Source organism: Coprobacter fastidiosus (genome assembly GCF_030296935.1).
In the GTDB taxonomy this organism is placed as follows: domain Bacteria; phylum Bacteroidota; class Bacteroidia; order Bacteroidales; family Coprobacteraceae; genus Coprobacter; species Coprobacter fastidiosus.
Genome location: NZ_AP028032.1, coordinates 2,194,634 through 2,219,317, shown reverse-complemented (window position 1 = coordinate 2,219,317; position 24,684 = coordinate 2,194,634). Strand labels below are relative to the sequence as shown.

Sequence of the window (24,684 nt, the reverse complement as noted above, 5' to 3'; positions counted from 1 at the left end):
TTTTAATAACGGAGTTTTTATTATCTCCGTTTTTTCTTACTGTTTTCACGTCCCCGACTTTTGGAAGATTTGTATTCGTTTCCAAAACTTCCTCGTTTTTGTGAAGATTTTCCTCCGGAATCTCTTTTACCGAATCCCCCTTTTCTGTCGGAATGTTCCCGTTTCCCGGAGCTTTCTTTTTTGTCTGCCGGTTCTACAGAAACCCGTTTGCCGAAGAAATTGATGTTTTTCAGGCTTCCGATTATGTTACGAGCAGATTTCTCTTCTACTTCGAAAAATGAGAAGTTCGGAAGAACATCGATTCTGCCGATGGAGGCGTGTCCCTTAACGTTGTCGTTAATCATTTCGATTAATGTACTGGGGTAAAAACCGTCGGCTTTTCCAAGATTGATAAAAAGGCGGGAATAGCCTTCTTCTGCTTTTCTGGCTTTACTTCTTGTGCGTTCTCCACGTTGATTTCCCCGCTCTTTCGTATTTCTGTCCTCCGGAATATCCAGTTCGCTTGCATCTGCATAATAATCGATCAGTCTGTTAAATTCGAGCGAAACGATTCGCTTGATGAGGTCTTCGTTGCTTAACCACTCCAGTTTGCGGAAGATGGATGGCAGATAAGATGCGATTTCTTCTTCGTTAACTTTAACTTTTTCAATTTTGTCTACCAGATTAAACAATTGCTTTTCGCATATCTGACCTCCTGTCGGAATATGCCCTTTTTCGAATTTTTTACCGATGATTTTTTCAATATCCCGCATTCGCCCTTTTTCTTTTACGTGAATTATGGCGATGGAAGTTCCCTTTTTTCCGGCACGGCCTGTACGACCGCTTCTGTGAGTGTATGTCTCGATGTCATCTGGTAATCCGTAGTTGATGACATGGGTCAGGTTATCTACATCGAGACCGCGTGCCGCAACATCGGTTGCGACCAATAGCTGAAGGTTTTTTACTCTGAATTTTTGCATGACGGCATCCCGTTGTGCTTGAGATAACTCTCCATGTAAAGAATCTGCATTGTATCCGTCTTGTATCAGTTGGTCTGCTATCTCTTGGGTCTCCCGTCGGGTACGGCAGAAAATGATGCCGTATATATTGGGATAATAGTCGGCAATGCGTTTTAATGCCAGATATTTATCTTTTGCGTGTACCAGATAGTAAACATGTTTTATATTTTCAGCTCCTTCATTTTTGCTCCCGATTACCACTTCTTTGGGATTACTCATGTAGTTTTTTGCTATTTTGGCTATTTCCGCCGGCATGGTAGCTGAGAATAGTAACATATTGCGTTCTTCCGGAATAGCGGCTAATATTTCGTTTATGCTTTCCGTGAAGCCCATATTGAGCATCTCATCGGCTTCGTCCATAATCACTGTACTTATCCGGTCGAGTTTTACCATCTTTCTGTTCATCAAATCGATGAGACGGCCCGGAGTCGCTACGATGATTTGTACTCCTTTTTTCAATGTTCTTATCTGGCTTTCGATACTTGATCCTCCGTAAACGGGAAGTATTTTCAGCCCGCTGATATATTTTGAATAATCGTTCAGATCACTGGCTATTTGCAGGCACAGTTCTCTTGTCGGACTTAAGATAAGGGCTTGAGGATAATTGTCGCTGACATCTATTTTTTGAATTACGGGAAGTCCGAATGCCGCAGTTTTTCCGGTTCCGGTTTGAGCCAAAGCTACGATATCGGTATTTTCGGCAAGTAAAAGGGGAATAACCTGTTCTTGTACAGGCATTGGATTCTCAAATCCGATTTCAGAAATCGCTTTTAATATTTTGCTGTCGATTCCTAATTCTTCAAATGTTTTCATTTATTTATGTGCTTATTAGAACCTTTAGGATTGCCGCAAGAAGTCGCTGTGTTATCCCAACCTTTTAACTTTCTCAATACCTGACGGGGCTGTCCGCCTAAAAGGAGAATCGTATACCTACATGAAACCTAAAGAATTTATTTGCCTGCAAAGGTAGATATAAATATTGGCATAATCGTAAGTTCAGCATATTTTTAACTGAATTTGTTTAATTCATAGAGAATTAGAGCCAAAAGAATGTTATTGAAGAAGAATCTCTTGTAATCTTTTTTGTTTTTCCGGAGTCATGTTCAGTTCTTGTTCCAGATAATTCTGAATGCTGCCGTATTGTCTTTTTATATATTTAAATGCGCAATTGAGGTATTGTTCATCTGCAGTCATCAAGGCGGTGACCGCTTCTTGTATATCTAAAGGAAAATCGACTAAATTCAGATCTATTGAACGCTTGTCAAGGTACTGATTTGTCAATAAATAGTCATCTAAGATTGTCTCTTCGGGTATATTCAGGGCAGATAAGATAAGGACTACTGCAAATCCTGTATAATCTTTTCCATAACTGCATGTGAGTACTACCGGGTAGTTCTCGGGCATTAACAACTGGTTGAACATCGATTTATACGTTGTCGTTGCTTTCTTGGAAAGATCGATAAACAGATCTTGCATAAATACGCATGCATCTCCCCGTTTGAATTCATGGTTGTTGATTTTCTCTTCTAACATATCTAATGGGTATAAAGATATGGGCATGTGTATGATATTTTCTAATTTGAGACTTGACGGAGGCAAAGTGAAAATTTGAGAGTCTCTGAAGTCGATCAGGGTTTTGATTTTCAGATTTTTCATACGCTGTATGCTTTCATTGTCGAGTGAGTCTATTTTTCCAGACCGATACAACATTCCCCATTTGATTCTTTTTTTATCATAATTTTTGTAACCGCCGAGATCTCTGAAATTTTGGACGAAATTGAATTGTTGGGAGCGGGTTCCGACAATACGGTCATATTTGTCGTCAAATCTTAATAAAAAGTATTTACGGGCAATAGTCGGATTTGTATGGATACGTATGTTTTCATCAGATATCGGACATTCTGCAATCAGCCCGTTTTCTGTATCGAAATTTTGGGGATCGACAGAACTGTATATCTTTACATTGCCTTCGATAACAGGAGAAATATCCCATTTCAGTATATAATCCGGAGTATTATCGATTTCGCATACAATGTCAATTTCTGGTTCTGAAGAACTGCAAGCTGAGAAAATAATAAGTAAAAAAAGATATTTGAGATGATTTAGCATAGTCTGTGACTCTTGATAAATATTCGCAAATATAAAAAAAGCCCACTATAAAAAAGTAGGCTTTATATTCTTTAATATATAATAGAATATCTTGTGGATTTGGCAGACTATTAATGTGTTGTCCTGTATTTTGCTGCAAATTCGGTAGAAATGTAGTTATCATAAGAGTTACATACTTCTAAAGAGAAGTCTATTCCGGAGGATATAATGTCTGACCATTTTTCTGGTGAAAGGTTTTCTAATTGACTGCGTGAAATGTTTTCTCTCAGTATACCGTAAAGTAGTCCGGCATTGAAATTATCTCCTGCTCCGATCGTACTGACCGGTTTTATTTGCGGTACGTCGAAATGTAAATGTGTCTGAGCTGTGAATAATTCTACACCTTTTGGTCCTCTTGTGTAGATAAAATTAGGACAATAGAATTTAATTTTGTCGAGATATACTTTCCCCGGATCTGAAAGATTAAATAACGTCTCGAAATCTTCTTCCGAACCTCGTATAATATCTGCATATTCGAAATTCTCGAGTAAAGACGGAGTGATGCGCATGGCTTCGTGGGCGTGAGCTTTCCGGAAATTAGGATCATAATAAATTATGGCTTTCCGTTCACGGGCATATTCCAGAAATTCTGTTATCCGGTATCTTAGAGATGGATTTACGGCATAGTATGAGCCTAAAATCAGAATGTCGTCGGGGTCTATTCTTGGCCATATGACATTTAGTCTATTTTCGGGATATTGGGTATAAAACATATACCGGGCTTCATTCTGGTCATTTAAAAAGGCTAAAGATACGGGCGATTTCCCTTCACAAAATATATCTACATTCTCAGTCGACAGGTTATTTTCTCGCATAAATGACAAGATATTGTTCCCGACCTGATCTTGTCCTAATTCCGTTATGAAGTGAACGGGTATTCCCAAACGTCCCAGACTGACCATCGTATTGAATACAGAACCTCCCGGTAAGGCTTTGGTTGGTTGTCCGTTTTTGAAAATTATATCGAGAATTGTCTCTCCTATGCCAATAATTTTTCGCATATATCGTTATTTTTTGTCGTCACAAGATTGTTCCCGTGAAAGTTGTCCCAAATATCCTCCGTGATGCCTTAGTGCGTATTGGCTGCTGTCGAATCCGGTTGCTTTCATAGTGCCTACGACTAATATGTCGCCGATAACAGTCATGAGAGTTGTCGAAGTCGTCGGAGTGAGGCCTAACGGACAAACTTCTGCCGGTGCTCCGGTAAACAGGCAGACATCGGCGGATTGTGCCAATTGACTGTCGGGATTTCCGGTAATGACAATAAATCGTAGATCAGGTTGCAGCCGGGATGCCAAAACGAGTAATTCTAAAATTTCACGGGTTTTTCCCGAATTAGAAATTACCAGCATTAGATCGTTTTCTTGCAGAACGCCTAAGTCTCCGTGTTGGGCTTCACTGGGATGTAGAAAAACAGAAGGTATTCCTGTAGAACAGAAAGTCGTTGCGATATTCATGGCAATCTGTCCGGCTTTCCCCATTCCGCTGGTAACTAATTTCCCTTTTTTGCGATGTACTTGTTCTACAATTAATGAAATTGCTTTTTCAAAAGCATCGGATATAGGAATATTTAATATAGCGTTTGCTTCACGTTGTAAAATAGATTGAATGTCCTCAGCAGTTGTCATTCCGGTATATATTTAATTGATTTAATAATTCAAAAATTCTCGAGTATTCGGATACACTCTTCTGCATTTGTCGCTATTTGATAATAATTTTTGTAATGAGGAGATGCGAATCGTTCCCTGTAAAATAGCTCTATCTGGTTGATCAGAAGGTTGTAGAATCCGTTTGTATTGCAGAATACGACTTTCTTGTCATGATAACCTAAATGTCCGGCTGCGATTACGGTAAAAATTTCATCTAATGTTCCGAATCCACCGGGCAAGGCAATGAATACATCGGCTTTGTCGAGCATTATTTGTTTTCTCTCTCCGAGAGTGTCTACCCTTATCAGCTCATCCGGTAGTCGGCTGGCCTTTCCATAATCGCAGATGCGGTGTGTAATGATCCCGGTGATAGATCCACCGTGTTTTTTGACGTGTTCGGCTGTCGCTTCCATGAGTCCGACATTAGCCCCACCGTATATCAACCTTTTTTTATTTTTCCCTATCCATCGGCCTATTATTGCCGACTCTTCAAAATAACAACTGTCGACTTCGTTCCCTGAAGCGCAAAAAAGACCGATATTTTGAATCATAGTTTTTTTCATTGGATTTATAAAAACGAAGATAGGGCTTTTTTACTAAATATTATCTTTCTCAAAATATTTTTTATCAATAGTATATTGTTGATAGTAAAAGAAATGTTTTGGAAAAAATAGTTCGGAACATTTTTTTATATCTAATTTTGTGCGCTTAAAAGAAAAAGAAAGCATGGCACATCATCAATTTTATACTTTATCGAACGGGTTGCGTATTATATATCAGCCTACCGTTTCTACTGTCTCTTACTGCGGATTTACGGTCAATGCGGGAACGAGGGACGAATTCTCAGGGGAATTCGGTATGGCTCATTTTGTCGAGCATCTTATATTTAAAGGAACTGCACATCGCAGATCGTGGCATATCTTGAACCGAATGGAAAATGTTGGAGGTGAGTTGAATGCTTATACGGCAAAGGAGGAGACAACTGTATATGCCGTTTTTTTAGAAGAGCACTTGTCTCGGGCTGTCGAGTTGCTGTGTGATTTGGTACTCCATTCGCAATTCCCGGCGCAGGAGATAGAACGAGAGGTGGAAGTAATTCTCGATGAGATCAATTCTTATAAAGATAATCCGGCCGAATTGATTTATGATGAATTTGAGAATTTGCTTTTTTCAGGACATGCCTTGGGGCACAATATATTGGGAGAACCGGAAGAATTACTTCGTTTTACCTCTCAAGACGGACGTCGTTTTTTGAGACAGCAGTATATACCTTCGAATATGGTGTTCTTTTTTATGGGACATACGCCTTTTAAGCGTGTGATATCTCTGCTTGAGAAATATATCGGGGGAGAACCGGAAGGGAAAGGTATAAACCATAGAGTTGCTCCCGGAGGATATACTCCGTTTGCTGAGCGGCGTATTTTGGATACTTTTCAAGCGCATGCATTGGTCGGGAATCGGGCGTATAGTATGTTCGATGAGCGGCGCGTCCCTTTATTCTTATTGAATAATATGCTTGGAGGGCCGGGCATGAACAGCCGTCTGAACATTGCTTTACGTGAGAAAACAGGATGTGTTTATACTGTCGAGTCTTCTGTAACTTCATATACAGATACCGGGGTCTTTGCTATATATTTCGGAACAGATCCGAAGAAAGTTGATAGATGTCTTTCATTGATGCATAAAGAATTTAAGCGTTTGCGTGATACGGCATTGTCTATATCCCAACTGGCTGCGGTCAAAAAGCAGTTTATCGGACAGATGGGGGTCGGAACTGAAAATCGGGAAAGTATGGCTTTGGGTTTAGGAAAAACCTTCTTACATTACAATAAATATGATACTCTTGAAGAATCATTTCGTAGGGTAGAAGCCGTTACTGCATCGGATCTGCTCGAGGTTGCCAATGAAATATTGGACGAAAAAAGCATTTCGACTCTTGTTTTTGTTTAATTAAGAGTCTACCTGGACTTTATCGGGAAATTTGAACAGGAACTAAATAATAGACAACAATTCCCGAATCGATTTTAATGAAAACATCCGGTCACATGTCTCCGGCTTGTCAACTTTTTCATGTTCCCATGTCGTATAAAAAGGAATGTGTGCAGCATATCCTCCGATCGACAAGACCGGAATAATATCCGATTTCAAGGAGTTCCCGACCATGAGAAATTTGTCCGGAGATACTTGTAGACGATCTATCAGAGACCGGTAACCCGACTCATTTTTCTCGCTCATGATTTCGATATGGGAAAAGTATTTTTTTAATCCCGATTCTTCGATCTTTCGTTCTTGGTCGGTAAGATCGCCTTTCGTTGCCATAACCAAGGTATAATCTTTTTGAAGAGCAGATAGCGTATCCTCTACACCGTCGATTAATTTGACAGGATAAGAAAGCTGTTTTTTCCCTAATTCCAATATTTCTTTAATCGTATTTCCTGAAATTTTATTGTTGCTGAGTTCCAATGCTGTTTCTATCATACTGAGAACAAATCCCTTGATTCCGTAACCATATATAGGAAGTGTTTTTATTTCGTTTTTTAATAACGATTCGAGGACTTGATTTTGATCGGCATATTCTTTAATCAGTTCGCAAAAACAATGCTCGTTTTCCCTGAAAAAAAGTTCATTTTCCCATAACGTGTCGTCTGCATCGAAAGTGATGATATCCAATTCTTTTTTCATACGATTCATTTCCATTTTGAAAGCAAAGATACATACATTCATAGGAATAGTCTTATATTTGCGAGAGGTAAAAAATCTGAAATGAACAGAAAAAAGGTTTTATTGGGGATGAGTGGCGGTACAGACAGTTCTGTCGCTGCAATGTTGCTGCAGGAGCAGGGCTACGATGTTACAGGTATAACGTTTCGGTTTTATGAGATTGATGAAAATACTGCATATTTGAGTGAGGCGGCTGAATTAGCTGCTCGATTGGGAATACCTCATTATATTTATGATGCAAGGGCGGAATTTGAGAAGAATATCGTTGCTTATTTTATAGATGAATATATGTCCGGTCGCACTCCTGTACCCTGCATTGTTTGCAATAATACCTTTAAATGGCCGTTAATGGCCAAAGTTGCAGATGAACAGGGTATCCGGCATATCGCTACCGGGCATTATGTCCGATTGATGGAAGCGGGTGGTCATTCTTATCTGCAATCCGGAGTCGATCCGGACAAAGACCAATCCTTTTTTCTTTGGGGACTTCCTGAAATTTTGATCAAAAGAATGATTTTACCTTTAGGGACGTTAACAAAGACTGAGGTTCGGGAAATTGCCCGACAACGGGGATTCTTTCAGATTGCTGCCCGAAAAGATAGTTTGGGAGTTTGTTTTTGTCCGGGAGATTATCGCTCTTTTTTGAAAAAACGGTTGGGCGAGTCTGTTTTTTCAGAGGGATTTTACGAAGATGAATCCGGCAAGATTATCGGTAAGCATAAAGGATATCCTTTTTATACCGTAGGTCAACGCAGAGGACTGGGGTTGAATTTGCAGCATCCGGTTTTTGTTAAAGAAATTTCTGCTCAAGATAATCGAGTAGTTATTGCGCCCCTTTCGGGGATGTATAAAATCCGGATGATATTGAAATCTGTAAATGTAATCGATTCTTCCGATTTTGACGGACGTTGTGCGATAACCTGCAGAATCCGTTATCGAAAACAGAATACTCCTTGTCGGGTCTTTTTTATTTCGGATAATCAGGCGGAAGTTCGTTTTGACGAGCCGGTACATTCTGTTGCTCCCGGTCAGGCGGCCGTTTTTTATTGCGGGGATAGACTATTGGGCGGAGGCATTATTGTATCTGCGGAGTAATAATAACGTTATATCAGATTAAAAATGTGCTATGGAGAATATGGGAGAGAAAGAAATTTTGGAAAAATTAGAACGAAAGGGAGTAAAGCCGACGGCTAACCGTATATTGGTATTAAAAGCTTTGTTGAGTAATTCGACGCCTGTCAGTTTATCGGATTTAGAAGATTTTATCGTTACGATGGATAAGTCCAGCATCTTTCGTGTGTTGACATTGTTTCTCGAACATAATGTCGTTCATGCAATGGAAGACGGCAGCGGGTCTTTAAAGTATGAGGTTTGCATGAGTGAAGGCAGATGCTCTCTTTCCGATATGCATATCCATTTTTATTGCGAAGTGTGTCACCGGACATATTGTTTTAAGACGATACACGTTCCGGTAATGGAACTTCCCGAAAATTTCACACCGCATTTTGTCAATTATATGATCAAGGGGGAATGCCCGGAATGTAAGAGACGGCATTCCGAAATTTGAGACGTTTGCTTGATCGGCATTTCTTTGGCGCTTTGCCAATACTTGTTTTTTCTGTGGAGGATATGCCTTGTCCCGATATGGACTGCTTGTCCTCGATTATAGCCTTATTTTCACTGTCCACTTCTTGTGAAAACGGTAAAACAGACCGGAAGAAAGAGCAAAAATGACCCGATAGAGTTTTTTATCGGAAAATTTAGATAGGCTCTAAGGCAAATGATATAGAATAAAGTGCAAATCATTTTTACTCAATAGAGGGTACAAATTTCTTTGCAATCAGGTTGCATAATTTTCTCTCTAACTTTGTGCCAAAGATCAAAATAATCATGTTTTAATTATGGCACATAATCATCACGAGCATCATCACGGTCATAAACACCTTCATGCTCACGGAGGGTTGAAAGGGCAAGTAATCCTTATTATCGTCACTATACTTTTGTTTATTGGAGCGGTACTTATTGAGAAGAACTGTAATCTGCCAACATGGCAACTACTACTCGTTTATCTCGCTCCTTATTTGTTTGTCGGTTATCATACATTGGCAGAGGCGGCTGAAGGCATCTTGGGTGGAGATATCTTCAATGAACATTTCCTGATGTCTATTGCTACAATCGGCGCACTTTGTATTGGCTTTTTTCCGGGAGCTGAGACAGAATTTCCGGAAGCGGTATTTGTAATGTTATTCTTCCAAATAGGAGAGTTATTTGAAAATTATGCTGAAGGAAAGAGCCGTGGCAGCATTTCACATCTTATGGATATACGTCCTGACGTTGCTAATGTGGAGATCGGTGGAAAATTGGTAACCGTTTCACCCGAAAATGTAAATGTGGGAGATATCATTGTCATTAAGCCGGGCGAAAAAGTTCCTCTTGACGGAAAAGTTATTGACGGCACATCATCTCTTAACACGATTGCCCTGACGGGAGAAAGCATGCCCAGAGATTTGAGCGTGGGCGATGACGTAATTTCGGGCTGTGTTAACCTTACGGGGGTTATTCGCGTAAAAACGACTAAAGATTTCGGGGAGAGTACGGTTTCAAAAATTATCGAACTGGTGGAAAGTGCCGATGAGCATAAATCTAAGAGTGAATCGTTCATTACAAAGTTTGCACACGTATATACCCCGATTGTGGTTATTGCCGCATTACTGCTTGCTGTTATACCACCGTTATTTTCATCGGTGGGATTTGCCGAGTCGTTCCCGGCGTGGTTTCACCGTGCACTGATTTTTCTCGTAGTATCATGTCCATGTGCTTTGGTGATCAGTGTACCGCTCACATTCTTTGGGGGACTTGGCGGTGCATCACGCAAAGGTATTCTTATTAAAGGGAGTAATTATATGGATACGCTGGCAAGAGTGGGTACGGTGGTATTCGATAAGACCGGAACTTTAACTCGGGGAGAATTTGAGGTAACAGCTGTACATCCTGATGATTTCAATGAAACAGAACTTTTACATCTTGCGGCGCATGTGGAACATTTCTCTACACATCCGATAGGAGAAGCCTTGCGTACCGCTTTCCCGAACGAGGCAACAGATGGTTGTAAGATAACGGATGTCGAGGAAATTGCAGGACATGGAATCCGTGCAAATGTATCGGGCTGTACTGTTTGTGTGGGTAACTCTAAAATGATGGATGCGATTGGTGTAAAATGGAATAATTGTCATAGTATAGGAACGATAATTCATGTGGCCGTAGATGGTAAATATGTCGGGCATGTAGTCATAAATGACCGTTTGAAAGATGATAGTGCACAGGCTGTTAAATCACTGAAACGACTTGGCGTGGATCATATGGTAATGCTTACCGGTGATCGTAAGGAGGTTGCGTTTGATGTGGCAAAAAAACTCGGACTCGACACTTGCTACGCCGAGTTGATGCCTGCCGATAAGGTGAGATATGTTGAGCAGTTGCTTGCCACAAAAACAGAAAACAAAACTCTTGCTTTTGTAGGTGATGGAATTAATGATGCTCCTGTTTTGAAACGTGCGGATATTGGTATTGCAATGGGTGGACTTGGCAGTGATGCCGCAATAGAAGCCGCCGATGTGGTGCTCATGGATGACCAACCGTCAAAAATAGCCACAGCAATACGTATTGCACGTCGCACCATATGCATTGCACATGAGAATGTATGGTTTGCTATCGGTATAAAGATTGCAATACTCGTTCTTGCTTCTATCGGGCTCGGTACTATGTGGATGGCTGTTTTTGCAGATGTCGGTGTAACTGTTTTGGCAGTGTTTAATGCAATGCGGGCGTTACGAATTTAAGCGTTTGTTCTCAAATCTGACCTAAGCAAAATTTGAACAGGCTCTAAGACGAGCACTATGGAAAGGATAAATTTAAAGAGCCATATCATTACTCAAAATAGAGTTTGATATGGCTCTTGGGGTTACGTTGAATTGAGTTAGGTTTCAGATTAAAAGTTTATCTTTTCGATAAAGAAACTTTGAATTAGAACATCTTTGCAAAACTCAAAAAAACACACAAAGTCAACTTTGTAAAAACTCGGACAAGATTTTACTTAACTTCCCATGTCTCTTCACTTAATAAAAGATCCCGAAGAGTCTTTTTCGGATTCTTCTCTCTTATGGAGTCGATCTGTTTTTTTACTTCTTGATCGTAGACGGGAGCATCGACCGATCGAATAACACCTACGGCCAAAGGCAGTTCGTGACCGTCCATCATGGCAAGGCGTTGATGTAAGAAATTATCTCGGGTTGTCGCATCATGAGTGAGTATATCATTAAGTGTTACTCCGTTTTCTCCTATTGTGACTGCTTTTAATGTGAAACCGTCGAGAACCAATCCCTTATTGAGATCTTTACCGAAAAGCATTTTTTCTCCGTGCTTCAAATGTATTGTTCGTTCTGCCCGGAATTCTTTATCCGCTACATAACTATGTATGTGGTCGTTGAATATGACACAGTTTTGCAAAATTTCAACGACCGATGCCCCTTTATGTCTTCCAGCTTCTACCATTACTTCTTTAGATACGGCCAGATCGACATCGATTGCCCGGGCAAAAAAATGTCCTCGAGCTCCGAATGTCAGTTCTGCGGGTACGAAAGGGTCTTCGACCGTACCGTAGGGAGATGATTTGGTAACAGCTCCTCGATCACTGGTCGGAGAATATTGGCCTTTTGTGAGTCCGTATATTTTGTTGTTCAGCAAGATAATATTAAGATCTACATTTCTTCGTAAGGCATGAATAAAGTGGTTCCCACCGATAGCCAGACAATCTCCGTCTCCGGTAATTTGCCATACCGTGAGATCGGGATTGGCGGTTTTGACACCCGTTGCGATAGCTGCTGCCCGTCCGTGAATCGTATGAAATCCATAAGTATTCATATAATACGGTAACCGGGATGAACAACCTATACCCGATATAACAGCCGTTTTGTGAGGCGGAATGCCTAACTCGGCCATTGCTTTTTGTAATGTATTTACTACGGCATGATCTCCGCACCCCGGACACCAGCGTACATATTGGTCGCTTTTAAAATCTTTGGCGGTATATTCTGTATTGCTGCTCATGAGTTATTCCTCCATCAGTTTTGAAAAATGATCGGTCAGTTCACTTACCATGAACGGTTGACCTTGAACTTTGTTGAATCGTGATACATTGGTAAGTCCCGGAATTTTGGCACATAATTGGGTGGCGAATTGTCCGTTATTCAGCTCGCAAACTACGACTTTCTTATATCGTCTTAGTATCTCTTCCGTGTTTTTGGGCATTGGATTGATATAATTGAAATGAACCATTGCTACCTTTTTGCCGATAGCGTTCATTGATTCCACAGCAGAATAAAGATGTCCGTATGTACCACCCCATCCGACAACCAGTAAATCAGCTTCCGGATTACCCAATATCTCAAGTTCGGGTATTTCGTTTGCTATATAATCGATTTTTGCTTGTCGCATATCCGTCATTTTTTGGTGATTGGCCGGATCGGTTGATATGGCACTGGTAATACAGTCTTTTTCCAACCCTCCCAATCGGTGCATAAAACCTTCTGTTCCGGGAATAGCCCAATAACGGACATTCGTTTCAGGATTACGTTTATAAGGTTTCCAGTTATCTTTCAATAAATCATTGTAAACGTATTGAGGATGTATTTCGGGATATTCTTCCATTTCGGGAATGCGCCAAGCCGAAGAGCCGTTTGCGATAAAAGCATCTGTCAAAAGAATGACCGGAGTCATGTGTTCCAATGCTATTTTTGATGCGGCGAAGGCCATATCGAAACAGTTGGTCGGGGTCGAAGCCGCGAGAACGACTACGGGAGATTCGCCGTTTCTTCCGTACAAAGCTTGTAGCAAGTCTGTTTGTTCCGATTTAGTCGGGAGTCCTGTAGAAGGGCCTCCGCGTTGTACGTCGATAATCACTAACGGCAGCTCTGCCATAACGGCAAGACCGATTGCTTCGCTTTTTAGTGCAAGTCCCGGGCCGGAAGTCGATGTGGCTGCAAGGTTACCGGCAAAGCTAGCTCCGATCGCCGTGCATATTCCGGCTATTTCATCTTCTGCTTGAACGACTTTTACACCCAGATCTTTTCTCTTGGCCAATTCATGAAGAATATCACTTGCCGGAGTGATAGGATAACTTCCTAAAAATAACGGTAACCCCGATTTTTCAGATGCAGCGATCAATCCTAATGCAGTTGCCCTGTTTCCGTTTACATCGGTATAGAATCCTTTTTTTGCCGACTTTGTCTCGATACGGTAAGTCGATACCGAAGCATGTATGTTGTTTCCGTAATTATATCCGTCGGTCATGACTTTAATATTGGCCTCGAGAACGGACGTTTTTTTTGCAAATTTGTTTTTCAATAAGTGTGCGGCCTGATCTAAGGGGCGGTCGAATAACCAGCAAATCAGTCCTAATGCGAACATATTTTTACAACGAAGAATTGTTTTGTTATCTAATCCCGAGTCTGCTAAAGAGTCTTTGACAAGAGATGTGATGGCTACGGGAACTACTTGTACCGAATTCATGTTCAATTCTTTAAAAGGATCTTCGGTTAGGAATGCTGCCTTTTCGAGATCATTTTTTTGGAATGAATCGGTATCGATGATAACCACTGCATTCGGTTTTACATATTTAGTATTGGTTTTTAATGCTGCCGGGTTCATGGCAACCAAAACATCGGCCTTATCTCCCGGAGTATATACCCCTTTACCGATATGCACTTGAAATCCGGATACTCCGCCCAATGTCCCTTGAGGGGCACGTATTTCTGCCGGATAATCGGGGAAAGTGGAAATTTCATTTCCGATAGCTGCCGAAATGTTTGAAAAGAGGTTTCCTGCCAATTGCATTCCGTCTCCGGAATCTCCGGAGAAACGGATAACCACTTTTTCCAGTTCTTTCACGTTCGTTTGTTCTGACATAATCTCCCTTATTTAGTTTATTGTTTCGATCGAATTGTTTGTAATGAAAAACAGGAATATTTCAAGTTTCAAATTATTATATATTTTGCTAAAATGGTATTTATTGTATAGCAAATGTGCTTTTTATGAAGCTAATTTGTTACTACAACGCAAAGAAACAAAATTTTTGGTAACTAAACCAACTTTTGAGAAGTTATCCTTATGAAATTTTAAAAATAAGCTATTTCTGTGAGTTTTTTTCATGGAAAAGAGAAAAATAGAAGAGAGTGTTAATTTATTTTTGTTCGATAATAGTATAAAGTCGTTCTACGGCTTTTTCTATGGCATCGTAACTTTCCAATTCACCGGTATCGAAGATAATAGATGATCGTTTATATTTTTCTTCACGAGCTGAAAGATTTGTTTTTATGAACTCCATTAGCTCCGAATCGGTTTTATCCCGTAATAGCGGACGATTACTACGGGCGTGTTTCAATCTTTGAAAAAGAATCTCAGGGGTTGTTTGTAAATAGATACAACATCCTTGTTTATTCATATAGTCGATATTATCAAAAAAGCAGGGAGCTCCGCCGCCAGTGGCGATTATCACATCTTCAAATTCTCCGACTTCTCGCAGCATGTTCCGTTCGATAATGCGAAATTCCTTTTCTCCTTTTTCTGCAAATATTTCATTTATGGTTTTCCTGAACCGGGTTTCGATATAATGATCGAGGTCGATAAACGAGAGTCCGGCTTTTTGTGCGAGACGTAATCCGAGAGTACTTTTTCCAGAACCCATGTATCCGGTAAGGAATATTCTTTTCATAACTGGCGGTATAGATTTGATTGTTATGATAACTGTTTTGCAAAAATAGACCATTTTACTACAATACTCAATAAATATATCTATTTTTGTGTAAAATGATTTTTTAACATTCCATATATGGGGAATAAGTTCAAATATTATGTCGTGTGGGAAGGTCTAGCTCCGGGAATTTATGATTCTTGGGAGGAGTGTCAATTGCAGGTAAAAAATTATAAAGGAGCTAAATATAAAAGTTTTCCGACCAAAGATGCTGCAATAAAGGCATTTCGGGCAGGATACGATGAACATTTGGGAATACTGGGACAATTGGCCGATGTGATGAAGAAAAGTCATACGGTGAATTTGGATGCTGTTCCCGAGTATCTGAAAGATTCATTGGCTGTAGATGCTTCTTGTCTGGGAAATCCCGGTATCATGGAATATCGTGGAGTTAGTGTCCGTACCGGGAAAGAAATTTTTCGGCAAGGTCCTTTTGAAGACGGGACTAATAATGTGGGGGAGTTTTTAGCCTTAGTGCATGGTTTGGCCTTATTAAAACAACAGAATAGTTCAATGACAATTTGCTCTGACAGCCGGAATGCCATGGCTTGGGTACGAGATAAGAAATGTAAAACAAAACTTGTCCGAACAGAAAAAAATACAAAAATATTCGAGTTGATAGCGCGGGCCGAAAAATGGTTGGCTGAAAACACATATCCAAATCGGCTGGTAAAATGGGAAACTAAAGAATGGGGGGAGATTCCTGCCGATTTTGGAAGAAAATAAAAGTTTCTTTAATCCATGCAGCATATTATGGAGAAGATACGTCTTTCTGTATAGATGTCTGTTTTATTTCATTTTATGAAAATGAAATTCAGAAAAAGTAAAACGAAAAGAAAACGTATAAATCGGAATAGTATGATTATTGGGTTAGATGCAAAGCGGGCGATGGCAAATCATACCGGCTTGGGAAATTATAGCCGGTATATGGTAGATATATTAGCAACTTATCATCAAAGCAATAATTACCGGTTATTTGTCCCGAAAGAAAAAAAGAACAGTTCGTTCGATAAATTGTTGCATCATAATAACGTCCGTTCGTCGTTTCCCCAATCTACTACGATGAAGCGTTTTTCTTCTTTGTGGCGTACTTGGTTTATTAAAAAAGACCTTGTACGGAACGGTATACAGTTATATCATGGATTAAGTAATGAATTGCCGATAGGAATACATAAGACGGGAATCAAAAGCGTGGTAACTATACATGATCTTATATTCCTACGTTATCCCGAATATTATAAACCCATAGACCGTAAGATATATAATTTTAAGTTCCGGTATGCTTGTCAGGTTGCAGACCGTATTGTTGCGATCAGTGAATGTACGAAACGGGATATTATGCATTTTTATCATATTCCTGAAGAGAAGATAGATGTCGTATATCAAGGTTGTGACCCGCAGTATTCGGTTCGGGTGAGCGAGTCCCGTAAGTCGGAAGTAAGAGTAAAATATGATCTACCGGAAAAATTTATTTTGAATGTCGGGAGTATAGAAGAACGCAAAAATCTTATGCTGGCGGTTCAGGCTTTAAAAGACATTCCTTCCGATGTGCATTTGGTTGCTATCGGGCGTAAAACTCCTTATGTGAATAAAATAATGGATTATGTGGCTGAAAATAATCTTGGAGATCGGGTTCATTTGATTCATGATCTTCCGCATAAAGATCTCCCGGCAGTTTATCAGTTGGCCACTTTATTTGTATACCCTTCGCGTTTCGAAGGGTTCGGAATACCTATTATAGAAGCTATGCATTCTCAGCTTCCGGTTATTGCGGCTACCGGATCTTGCTTGGAGGAAGCCGGAGGAAAAGATTCTTTATATGTCGATCCGGATGATGTTTCCGGAATGGCTGAAGCGATGAACCGGATATTGGAAGATCCTGCTTTGCGTGAAAAGATGATTGCTTCTGGAAATATCTATTTGCAGCGTTTTCAGGAAAATATTTTGGCAGATTCGATGAGTAAGGTTTATTTGAAATGTTTTGAAGGAACTGAATCTGCAACGATTAGTCAGCAGGATATTCAGGTTGAAGACTATCGAATGAATTGGTCAAAGAGGCCTTTATAAACAAATTCTTGTTGAAAATTCTTCTTTTCTAACTATTGTGTATATTCAAATAAGATTTGACAGGGATTTATTATCTTTGTCGCAAAATAATATCGTATAATAATATGGATAACAAACCGGAGGTAATAGATCCATCTGAATTGCTGACATTGTGTATGCCGACTTATAATCGGGTTGTAAATGTTTGTGAAGCTTTAGAAGATATTATTCCGAAAATAAGACCGTATAATTTCCGTTTGATCGTTGTCGATAACTGTTCGCCCGACAATACCCGTAAGGTCGTTGAGGCTTATCAGGGGTTATATGATCGTTTAGAATATTTCGGACAAGATGAGAATAAGGGATATGATATTAATTTCGAAACGGCGTTGAAATTAGCGAAAACACCGTATTGCTGGGTAATAGGAGACGGAAACAGATTGCAGGCACAGAATTTTCCGGCAATAGTGAAAACTCTTTCCGAACAAATGCCGGATATTTATATTGTCGATGAGGTGCATCGGGCACTCTCCTCTTTTCCTCCTAAGGTTTATACTGATGCAAGCGATCTGTTACATGATTTAGGCTGGCATATGACTTTGCTCTCTTCTACTATATTTTCCCAAAAGATTATTCAGATGGGAAATTTCGAGAAATATAGAAATACACATTTCTTGCATTTGGGAGTCGTATTCGATTCTCTTGCCCGTCTTGATAAATTTACAGCGGTATGGAGCGGTTTGGATTTAATACACGGCAGTATGCTGCCGAAAGGAAATAGTTGGAACCCGGGTCGGGTTATGGAAATTTTCGGAGGTGCGTGGACTGAACTGATTCTTTCTTTACCGGATAATCTTTCGATGGAGGCGAAACGCTATTGTATAGCTTTTCATGGTAAAAAAACACGTCTTTTCGGGAAACGGCATCTTAAAAAACAACGGGCGGCCGGAGGGCTTAATTATTCTATTTATAAAAAATATGAGAAATATATCCCTTATTTTGCTCCGGGGAAACGTCTTCGTATCTTGATTTATTCTTTTTATCCTAATTTTTTGAATCGTTATTATTGGAGGAATAAACGTTATATCCGAAAGACGGGGAAACCTCTTTTTTGATGGGATTGGATCTGCCCGGTCAGAAAATATAAAAGCCGTTTCAGCATTAGATTCATTAGCTGAAACGGCTTTCAATTTAGATTAGCTTTTATTCTTTTTCTGCTATAATCTCGAATATTTCTGCAGTACCTTCTATCCTTATTTTTTCTACGTTCTTATTTTCTAACAGTATTTTGGAGAACGGTGAATCGAGGATTGTTTCAGAGACCAAATTGCCTTTTGCATCTAATTGTTTACATTTGAGAGGAGTTGATAAACGATTTGTTAACAAGATATAGCTTTTTATGCCTTTCTCTACTTCAAAAACTATAGATTCGCTACACTCAAAAGATGTGCCGAGATTACGGTCAAATGCGTAGAGAGCTTGTTGCCGGTCTTCTGTTTCTAATTTGAATCCCAGATTTTCTGCATGTAGAGGATTTACCTCGAATGAACGTACCGAGGCATAGTTGGTCCGTTTAGAATCAAGGCGTTTCAACCGTACATAACGGGCTTTTACAGGATCACCGTTCCAATGAATAACATATTGTTTCTCTAACTCTCCTGTTAAGGCTTTCCAATTATTCCCGTTTTCGGAATATTCAAGGACAGCATGGTCGAAATAGTCTACATCATCGATCGAATTTCTCCCTTGTAGGATGGATATTTCTGAAACTTCTCGTATTGTTCTCAAATCGACACCGATCCAGTCTCCTGCTTTCTGTGCAATACCAGAAGTGTAATAAGTCGTGGTATCATTGTCGAGCATCAGTTTGGTTTGTGTGGTACTGGAGTTCCCGAACGAACCGATACCTTTATAATCCATCGGTATCTCTCCGGTAAGATGTTTCAAAAATTCGTGGGCCATATCATCCATTGCGTTTTCATAAAATGGCTGAAGTTTCATTGTTCCGGATTTATGAGCTTCGTAATTTTTTCGGTCTTCCTTGCTCATTAGATTTTGTATGTATTTGTTCCAGAATAGTGTATCATTCTGTCCGGTACGATAGATGCGAGTTAGTTCTACTGCACGTTTTCCTCTTGTTCCTAATTTCCCGAACTCCGTTAACCATGGGTGAAGCTCTTTCATCAGGTTCTGGTTGGTGCAACCTTTGTCTATTTCAGCAGGTACGTTTTCTATTTTTTCAAATTCCCTCTCTAAATTTCGGGCAGCTTCATCCGTCCAGTTTGCAAGCCTGAAAGTGGTTGTTTCCCATGATTCATCCCGACGATAACCTGTTTCTGTATCGCAAGAGTGAATGGCAAAGGTGCGATAAGCATCCCGGGCATTCGGCATCAGTTCGTTTAAGCCTCTTTCCCAATTATCTAAAGCGTTGTAGGCAGCAATGTTCCATGTATAATCTGCGACCCCATATAAAGCCAATTTCGAAGCTTCTCCGTGTTCCATCGGATTACTGACAATTCCGCAGACTTCTTTTTTTGTGAGCGATGTATCCAGGCCGTATACCGGACCTTGTAAGAGAATATTGCGCACATAGTCTGTTACAGGGTAGTTCCACCAATAATAAGCCGGCCGTTTAATACGGGAATTTATAAAATCCAGTGTTTCTTTAGTCAGGTCGCTGCAAACAACATCTCCCGTCCAGAAAACTTTTATATCAGGATAGAGAGTTTTACCGTAAATAGCGAGGCTGCCTTTTTCCGTAGGATCTGCCCAAAGTTTGGAGTAGTCGGTCGGGCAGACAGTGAGTGGAGATACGTCACCTTTGACTTTTACAAAATCATCCGTTAACCGGTTCAATAGTTCGGTTTGTTTCGACGGATTAGTTCCCTCCCCCGAAATATCATCGAAAAAAATTGCAAAGTGGCGTACTCCGAGATCGTACATCCAATTGAATTTATTGACCAGATTTTTGTAGTCTTCTTCATTCCATTTAATATCTTGTCCCGGATGTATTGCCCAAACAAAATCTACACGATTCCGTTTGCTGGCTTCGATCAGTTGTTTAATGTTTTTTGCCTCTTTTTCAGGATAGGGAAGACGCCAATTGGGACAACTGTGATAAGGGTCGTCTTTCGGTCCGTATAAGTAAGTGTTCATTTTGAACTTTCCGTAAAAGTCGATAAGAGACATTCTTACTTCGTGAGACCATGGAGTTCCGTAAAAGCCTTCGACCACTCCGCGATTCGGCAGGTTGGGATAATCGTTGATTTCCAGATAAGGCAATTGCTTGTTTACGGCAATCGGGCTTTCCAATAATTGACGTAAAGTCTGGATGCCGTAAAATGCTCCCCGTTCATCATATCCGGTAATGGATATGCCGTTTTTATGAATATTCAGGGCATAAGCTCCGGATACATCCTTTACTTTTTGTTTTTCAGCTACTTTTTTCCCGAAGTCAACGATCAGTTTTGCTCCATTTTTATTGAATATGACAAAATTTAAGTCGTTTGTAAATTTTTTCTGTTTATCTTTCAAGATAAATCCTTGAGAAATATCCAGTTTCTCATTTCCTATGAAACTCAGCTTTTGTGGAGTCGGATTGATGACTAACCCTTGATGATCTATTTTTCTCCCCGGAACAGGTAATACATCTTGTTTTTCTGAACGTTGTGAGGATAAATCGAAATTTGTTTCTTGTGCATACAGATTACTGCACATGAGTACGCCTGCAATTCCTGCAAATAATGTCTTTTTATAATTTGTCATTTTTAGTATTAGTATTTAAGTATTTACACTTAATAAACGTTACAAATATATTGTATCTTATCGAAATAAAAATTGTTTCAAATCAAAAAAGCTATTAAAAAATATATATTGATTGAAAGACTGTCTGAGTTTTCCGGTAAAATTTATGTATTCGGATTTTTTTGAATCTCTTGCCAGTTTGTTTTTTGTTGGAAAATTTAGACAGCTCTTTAAATATTTTTTATTTCCGGGAATATATTAATTTTTCGATGATCGGGCTCCAAAAAGGAAGCATTGCCGGTTTGTTCCACCCATGACATCCGAAAGGAAGTTGGTGCCCGTGTATCTGAAATGCCTCTTCCGGTAATTTGTCGAATGCAAAAGCGATGGCTTCTCTCCATGAGGGAATTCTGAGCTTATGTTCTTTCCGGTTTACTTCTACTCCCCAGAATACATCTTCGTTGAATCGGTTATGGTTACATTGAGATATGTATTTTTCTATTATCGGTCGTTCATTTTGGGCTATTTCAAAGAAGGCGGATACTTTGCGTAAAGAAAAACCTCCATTGCCGACTTTATAAAAAAGTTCTGTATAATCCGATGCATTGAATAGTTTGTTATAGCCTTTTTTCAGTTTAAAAAACAAATGATAATACCATCGTGTATATTTACGTTTAGGAATCCATGGTGCGCCTATATAATCGAAATTGTGACTGCACCATTGTTCAAGTTCGTCTCTGAATACGAATGCATCGGTTTGATGTATGAGTATATATTTGGTATCTAAAAATGTTTTGTAAAATTCAGAAGAGAGCATTAACCGGTTATACCCTTTTAACCCTTTAAAATATGATTTGTCAAAAGAGTATGTTTCTCTTTTGCCATATCGTTTCTCTATTACGGTCATATCTAAACCGTCCGGAATCACGAAACATATGCTGTAACGTTTTAATATATCGAAACATCGATCTAATGATATCCATTCGGTGTCGGATAATTCCGTTGTATAGATTGGTATGATTACTTTTACTAAATCCGGATCAACCATTATTTCTGCACTTTCTTAGTTCTGCAATTGGTATAAATAGCAATAATACCTAAAATAAGAATCAGTCCGATACATACGAATGCAATTCCTACCGTGATGTGTATTGATTGAGGATCGAAACGGAAAATGATTTCATGATCTCCCGATGGAATATCCAATCCCCGTAATACATAATTTACTCGTGCCATTTCGACCGGTTCTCCGTCTATGGAAATATGCCATCCCCAAGGGAAATAAATTTCGGAGAATACTGCGAAATTATTTTTTGATGTATGAGATTTATATTTTAATTCATTGGGTTTGTAAGATGTCAGAAAAATCGTATCGCCTGCAGCAGGAGCAGAGATATTTGTTTTTATTTTGTCTGCGAAATGGCGATCGGCGATCACTGTTTTCTTTTCATTAAAATCGTCTAACGCTTTCATTTCCTGTTCGGCATTTTCTACCCATTTAATTTCGGATACAAACCATGCATTGCCCGCAGCTTCAGGATTTTGTACTACTTGAGGTGCAGCACCGTTTTCTCCGGGAAGGATAAAATATTTTGTATTGAGCATGTTTATCACATGCGGGTTGTTTTTACTGAGCTGGTACTTGATCAAGTCATCATATCTCCGCAATTTTGCAGCATGATAACCTCCGATAGATTTATGTCTGTAAGAGGTGATGGCATCGTTAAATGGATCATACAGAAGATTGTACACTCGATAATTCGGATCAGGATCGGCGAGTATTTGCTTGTCTATTTCTGTTATGGGGAAGGGGTCTTTCAATTTTTTTGCCGATACGAAGTTTTCGCTGTTCAAATAACGCTTGTTTACCGGGTACATGTCGGCAAGAATAATAATGCCGCATAATGCGACCAGAGTTGTTTTGTTGATTTTACCTTTGGCAAATAAGAACAAAACGATAGAGCCTGCCAATATGAACAAGAAACTGCGTAATGCATCATCTGTAAAAATAGATTCCCTTACCAATTCGAGGTTGTAGAACACATCTCGGTATTCCATGTGTTCGCCCATAAACACCTGTTCTTCCGCACTCAGGAAATTAAAGAACAATCCGGGGAAAAGGAAGAATAAAAGAGATATACCTCCGGTTAGAGCAAAGGAGATGATACTTTCTCTTTTTTTCTCGATGAGGATACGGGGATTTGTGATTATTTCTTTCAGTGCTAAAATCGCTAATAAGGGAATACAAAACTCTGCTACCACAAGAATACTTGATACTGTCCTGAATTTGTTATACATCGGGAAGTATTCGATAAAAAATTCGGTTAGCGGTAAGAAGTTCTTTCCCCATGACAAGAGCACCGTTAATATTGTTGCTGCCAGTATTGCCCATTTCAAAGGACCTTTAACGATAAAACAACCCAATATGAAGAGTAACATGACGAATGCTCCGACATATACCGGACCTGCCGTTCCGGGTTGATCTCCCCAATAATGATTCCCGATTTGAGCTACATACTCCCGTACTGAAGGATCTGCTTTTTGCATAGCTTCGGTATTTTTTGCGATAGCTCCGGTTGCTCCCCCTTTTACGTTCGGAATCAATAATGACCAAGTTTCTCCTATTCCGTAACTCCAATGAGTTATATATTCGGTATCCAGTCCGCTTTTAGCTGATATTTTTTCATTGGCATTTGTGAGTTCCGCTTGTCCGCGCATCGTTTCTTTAGAATACTCATAAGTATTATAAAGACTCGGAATATTCGCTCCAATAGCCAGTAATCCGGCACAAGTAATTACTCCGGTGGCCTTAAAATATTGTGGAAGTTCATGTCTTTTTTTGAAATCGAAAAAGTAGGCAATAACTAAAGCGGCTATAAAGAACATGAAATAGTAACTCATTTGAATGTGGTTTGATGTGATCTGCATCATTCCGAAGAATCCGATTAATGCAGCACCTCCGATGTATTTACCGCGATAGGCCAGTATTATACCGGCGATTGTCGGCGGTATATATGCCAGAGTGATGAATTTCCAGATGTGTCCGGCTCCTATGATAATAAAGAAATAAGAAGAAAAGGCGTAGGCAATTGCTCCCACCAATGCAAGATACCACCGGATTTTCATTGCCGATAATAGGATGAAAAAACCTAACATCATAATGAATACGAGTGATGCCGGAGATTGTAGTCCGAGGTGATATATTCTTCCGATTTGTCCCATCCAGTAATTATTGGCATAACTGGGTGAAATTTGGAAATTAGGCATTCCTGAAAAAAGCGAATTGGTCCAACGTGTCGTTTCTCCGGTTGCTTCACGGAAAGCTTTTCCTTCCTGACCGATTGCGATTCCTTGTTGAGTATCTCCTTGAAATAACACTTTCCCCTCTAAAATATCCGGAGAAAAATAAATATAGGAGAGAATAATCATAAACAGAATAGAACCGATATACGGAAGAGTTTTCTTGAAGTTTATTTTACACATGACAAAAAATTTTCTTTATTATTCTGTTGCAAATGTATAGAAAAAAATAAGAAATCGGCTTTTCTTCTTTTGCCAAATCCAAAATATT

At 39.6% G+C, this 24,684-nt stretch carries 19 protein-coding genes; 7 read left to right on the top strand and 12 right to left on the bottom strand.

Going from position 1 to position 24,684, the window contains the following annotated elements:
- Positions 1–20 precede the first annotated feature (20 nt).
- The 5 genes from QUE35_RS08805 to QUE35_RS08785 all read right to left on the bottom strand — a co-directional run bounded on the left by QUE35_RS08805 (position 21) and on the right by QUE35_RS08785 (position 5,358).
- On the bottom strand, positions 21–1,811 hold the full coding sequence (locus QUE35_RS08805) for a DEAD/DEAH box helicase (protein WP_022390618.1): 1,791 nt from the start codon (positions 1,809–1,811) through the stop codon (positions 21–23).
- 240 nt (positions 1,812–2,051) lie between these two features.
- Entirely contained in the window at positions 2,052–3,107 is a 1,056-nt protein-coding gene (locus QUE35_RS08800; RefSeq protein WP_022390619.1) for a tyrosine-protein phosphatase, read from the bottom strand.
- 110 nt (positions 3,108–3,217) lie between these two features.
- Positions 3,218–4,147: a carbohydrate kinase family protein gene (locus tag QUE35_RS08795; protein ID WP_022599987.1), complete on the bottom strand. Its 930-nt coding sequence runs from the start codon at positions 4,145–4,147 to the stop codon at positions 3,218–3,220.
- A gap of 6 nt (positions 4,148–4,153) precedes the next feature.
- Positions 4,154–4,774, bottom strand: coding sequence for an SIS domain-containing protein (locus QUE35_RS08790; protein ID WP_009318300.1), 621 nt, complete (start codon positions 4,772–4,774; stop codon positions 4,154–4,156).
- A gap of 29 nt (positions 4,775–4,803) precedes the next feature.
- On the bottom strand, positions 4,804–5,358 hold the full coding sequence (locus QUE35_RS08785; protein WP_022390621.1) for an LOG family protein: 555 nt from the start codon (positions 5,356–5,358) through the stop codon (positions 4,804–4,806).
- Between the two features lie 163 nt (positions 5,359–5,521).
- Here QUE35_RS08785 and QUE35_RS08780 point away from each other — a divergent pair, with 163 nt between their 5' ends.
- Positions 5,522–6,745: a M16 family metallopeptidase gene (locus tag QUE35_RS08780; protein WP_022599985.1), complete on the top strand. Its 1,224-nt coding sequence runs from the start codon at positions 5,522–5,524 to the stop codon at positions 6,743–6,745.
- A 42-nt stretch (positions 6,746–6,787) separates the two neighbouring features.
- Here the strand turns inward: QUE35_RS08780 and QUE35_RS08775 are convergent, their stop codons facing one another.
- Entirely contained in the window at positions 6,788–7,519 is a 732-nt protein-coding gene (locus tag QUE35_RS08775; RefSeq protein ID WP_022599984.1) for an HAD family hydrolase, read from the bottom strand.
- Between the two features lie 12 nt (positions 7,520–7,531).
- Between QUE35_RS08775 and mnmA the strand changes: the two genes are divergently transcribed.
- The 3 genes from mnmA to QUE35_RS08760 all read left to right on the top strand — a co-directional run bounded on the left by mnmA (position 7,532) and on the right by QUE35_RS08760 (position 11,355).
- Positions 7,532–8,611 (top strand): tRNA 2-thiouridine(34) synthase MnmA, encoded by a 1,080-nt coding sequence (mnmA, locus tag QUE35_RS08770; protein ID WP_256998621.1) that lies wholly within the window; start codon positions 7,532–7,534, stop codon positions 8,609–8,611.
- A gap of 40 nt (positions 8,612–8,651) precedes the next feature.
- Positions 8,652–9,083 carry a Fur family transcriptional regulator gene (locus QUE35_RS08765; protein WP_031258153.1) on the top strand — a complete coding sequence of 144 codons (432 nt, stop codon included), beginning with the start codon at positions 8,652–8,654 and terminating at the stop codon, positions 9,081–9,083.
- A gap of 334 nt (positions 9,084–9,417) precedes the next feature.
- Complete coding sequence (locus QUE35_RS08760) at positions 9,418–11,355, top strand: heavy metal translocating P-type ATPase (RefSeq protein WP_022599982.1); 1,938 nt, start codon at positions 9,418–9,420, stop codon at positions 11,353–11,355.
- Between the two features lie 250 nt (positions 11,356–11,605).
- On the opposite strand, the gene QUE35_RS08755 is transcribed toward QUE35_RS08760, so the two are convergent.
- The 3 genes from QUE35_RS08755 to QUE35_RS08745 all read right to left on the bottom strand — a co-directional run bounded on the left by QUE35_RS08755 (position 11,606) and on the right by QUE35_RS08745 (position 15,284).
- Positions 11,606–12,622, bottom strand: coding sequence for a 2-oxoacid:ferredoxin oxidoreductase subunit beta (locus QUE35_RS08755; RefSeq protein WP_009318293.1), 1,017 nt, complete (start codon positions 12,620–12,622; stop codon positions 11,606–11,608).
- A 3-nt stretch (positions 12,623–12,625) separates the two neighbouring features.
- Complete coding sequence (locus QUE35_RS08750; protein WP_022599981.1) at positions 12,626–14,479, bottom strand: 2-oxoacid:acceptor oxidoreductase subunit alpha; 1,854 nt, start codon at positions 14,477–14,479, stop codon at positions 12,626–12,628.
- A 274-nt stretch (positions 14,480–14,753) separates the two neighbouring features.
- On the bottom strand, positions 14,754–15,284 hold the full coding sequence (locus QUE35_RS08745) for a shikimate kinase (protein ID WP_009318291.1): 531 nt from the start codon (positions 15,282–15,284) through the stop codon (positions 14,754–14,756).
- Positions 15,285–15,401: 117 nt separating this feature from the next.
- Here QUE35_RS08745 and QUE35_RS08740 point away from each other — a divergent pair, with 117 nt between their 5' ends.
- The 3 genes from QUE35_RS08740 to QUE35_RS08730 all read left to right on the top strand — a co-directional run bounded on the left by QUE35_RS08740 (position 15,402) and on the right by QUE35_RS08730 (position 18,484).
- Positions 15,402–16,049 carry a ribonuclease H1 domain-containing protein gene (locus tag QUE35_RS08740; protein ID WP_022599979.1) on the top strand — a complete coding sequence of 216 codons (648 nt, stop codon included), beginning with the start codon at positions 15,402–15,404 and terminating at the stop codon, positions 16,047–16,049.
- Between the two features lie 132 nt (positions 16,050–16,181).
- The gene (locus QUE35_RS08735; RefSeq protein ID WP_022390628.1) at positions 16,182–17,390 is read left to right on the top strand and encodes a glycosyltransferase family 4 protein; all 1,209 of its coding nucleotides are present in this window, start codon (positions 16,182–16,184) and stop codon (positions 17,388–17,390) included.
- A gap of 104 nt (positions 17,391–17,494) precedes the next feature.
- Positions 17,495–18,484 carry a glycosyltransferase family 2 protein gene (locus QUE35_RS08730; RefSeq protein ID WP_022599975.1) on the top strand — a complete coding sequence of 330 codons (990 nt, stop codon included), beginning with the start codon at positions 17,495–17,497 and terminating at the stop codon, positions 18,482–18,484.
- Positions 18,485–18,572: 88 nt separating this feature from the next.
- Here the strand turns inward: QUE35_RS08730 and QUE35_RS08725 are convergent, their stop codons facing one another.
- The 3 genes from QUE35_RS08725 to QUE35_RS08715 form a co-directional block, all read right to left on the bottom strand.
- A complete protein-coding gene (locus QUE35_RS08725) occupies positions 18,573–21,134 on the bottom strand; it encodes a glycoside hydrolase family 84 protein (protein ID WP_022599973.1) in 2,562 nt (853 codons plus the stop codon).
- Positions 21,135–21,354: 220 nt separating this feature from the next.
- Positions 21,355–22,161 (bottom strand): DUF5672 family protein, encoded by an 807-nt coding sequence (locus QUE35_RS08720; RefSeq protein ID WP_022599971.1) that lies wholly within the window; start codon positions 22,159–22,161, stop codon positions 21,355–21,357.
- Entirely contained in the window at positions 22,161–24,596 is a 2,436-nt protein-coding gene (locus tag QUE35_RS08715) for a glycosyltransferase family protein (RefSeq protein ID WP_022599969.1), read from the bottom strand. Before QUE35_RS08715 ends, QUE35_RS08720 begins: the two co-directional genes overlap by 1 nt.
- Positions 24,597–24,684: the final 88 nt, after the last annotated feature.